Origin of the sequence: Aureimonas phyllosphaerae (assembly GCF_900113065.1) — a bacterium.
Taxonomy (GTDB): Bacteria; Pseudomonadota; Alphaproteobacteria; order Rhizobiales; family Rhizobiaceae; genus Aureimonas; species Aureimonas phyllosphaerae.
Map to the genome: position 1 here is coordinate 1 of NZ_FOOA01000054.1, position 2,076 is coordinate 2,076.

At 62.2% G+C, this 2,076-nt stretch carries 2 protein-coding genes; both read right to left on the reverse strand.

Annotation, left to right across the window (positions count from 1 at the left end; all coding sequences use genetic code 11):
- Window positions 1–47: 47 nt before the first annotated feature.
- Window positions 48–236 (reverse strand): hypothetical protein, encoded by a 189-nt coding sequence (locus BM175_RS22240; RefSeq protein ID WP_090966996.1) that lies wholly within the window; start codon window positions 234–236, stop codon window positions 48–50.
- A gap of 118 nt (window positions 237–354) precedes the next feature.
- Window positions 355–2,076, reverse strand: a 1,722-nt coding sequence (locus BM175_RS22930; protein WP_175526984.1) for a polysaccharide deacetylase family protein, incomplete at its 5' end; no start/stop codon positions are given.

Genomic DNA, 2,076 nt, shown 5'->3' on the forward strand with positions numbered 1-2,076 from the left:
TGAGGTGCGGGAGAATGCGAACCCGACCGATAGCCGGGCTCGCTATTTCAGACGTCCAGGCGTGTGGCGATGATCGGGATGAACTCTGAAGCCAGAGTGGTCGTCTGCCCGCTGTCCGGATCGTCGTGGACGTCCCAGGTCACGGCGTAGACCTTCTCGACCTTCAGTACACGTCGGACCTTCGGGCCAACGTCCATCACGTACAATCCGCCAACTTCAAGCTCTTCGGGGTCCATCGTTCTCGCTATCCTCTCTGGGTGGCCGGTAACATGCGACCAACTTCATGAAGCTCACATACAATGAGCAGGCCGACCATCCCGTGACCCGATCCACCGCGAGGCGCGAGTAGTCCTGCTAGACGGGCACGATCGACGGGAAGTCCCGAGCCATCATGGCGGTCTGGCTGATGTTGACGAGCTTCCCGGAAGCGACCCCGGATGCCACCCGGTCTACGATTGCCTGAAGCTTGTTTTGCGCCACGTCGATCAGGCCATCGACGTTGTCCGCCTTGATGGCGTGAACCAACGGGATCATCGTCGTTCCGTCCCGCTCCACGATGTCGATCGCCGCTAGGATGTTGGCCTGCGGTTCGTTGTTCGAAATCGAGTAGTTCGGGAACGCCTTGCGGATGCGCTTGCCGCCAGCGCCCCAGCGAGTGTGGATACCGCCCGTCCCGCCAGTTGATCGGCCGAAGGTAATCCCGATGTCATCCATCGCCCGAAGCAGCTTGCCCCGGTGCCATACGGGCGACGTATCGACGAAGTCCACAGGAGCCGTGCCCGCCGCGCATGGCGCACTGACGCGGAGATGTGTTGCGTCGATGATGCCGATCACGGTGGTCGGTGGGCTCTGCGGGACGTAAAGACCCGCCGCCCTCCAACCGATAGCGACGTCCGATGTATCCGAAACGGTCAGGATGTCGGAACCGTCTGACACGACCCCGGTCTTAGACACCGTCGATCCCGACTGATCCATCTGTGCGTTAGGGAAAACGATCGAATTGGGATCGGCGTTCTTGAAGTTTTGCGCGGCAAGCCAGGCACGGCCTTCGGCCATCTCGTCCTTCCACGCCTGAACGCTTGCTCGGGTCATGATCGACGCATCGTCCCGAGTGCCATTGAGCGCGATGGAGAAGCCGTAGTCGTCGAGATCGTGCAGTTGCGCCAGCGTCAGGCGTCCGCCAGAGCCGTCTGTCGTGCCGACGAGCGCCCATGGAACGTAAATGGTGGCCCCTTTCAGGCCCGCCGCCTGCATCATAGGGAGGAAGATCGAATGCTGGCTAGGGCGGATATCGTCGCACGCGAAGCACACCGTGGGGACACCTTCGGCATTGCCTACAAAGGCGTCGAAGAACGTTGGCCCGGAGGCATTGATCCGCTGCGTGGCCTGGAGGCGAAGGTCCACCGATCCCGGCGCGAAGTCCTTCATCGTCGGAATGACAGACGGGCGGAAAGTCCGCCACATGGGTTCGACCCCGGACTGCACCTGCCCACCTGCGTTGATGCCCGCAATGAAGTTGTTGGCACCGGCTAGGCTCAACAGCAGACCGCCCACGCTGAAGGTGCAATATTCTGGGTCGTCGCCGTTATCCATGCGGACGGCACACAGACCGGCCGTCGCAGGATCGAACACGAAAGCCGCGCTTTTGGTGCGGTAGAGCGCACCGGTTGCGCCAGAACCACGCACAGCGAGGGAGCCGGTCCCTTGGATTTTTCGATCCGTTTCGACTGAAACGCGGCTGGCCGCACCGCCGGCAGCGAAGCCCGTAGCGCTGTCGAAGTTCTCGTAGGAAGTGGGAGCCTTGAGGACGATCGTATCGGCCGCAGCGGTGCCGACCACAACGCCACCGACGATCCTCTTGGCAACGATCGTGCAGAAGTAGTCGGCCTGCGTTGCCACGTAGGAGTTTCCGGTGGCGCCGACGATGTCGGTGGTTGTACCGGTCGAACCGAGCGTACGGCGAGCCCACTGGATGGACCCACCAGGCCCCGGATCAGCACTGTAGGTCTGACCAATCGATCCGTCCTTCGTCCTGGTGACGAAGAAAGCTACCGGCACCACCCCGCCACCCGCGCC

Excerpts from the sequence above, each read along its gene's own strand:
- BM175_RS22240 (WP_090966996.1), bottom strand. The coding sequence starts at position 236 with ATGGACCCCGAAGAGCTTGAAGTTGGCGGATTGTACGTGATGGACGTT.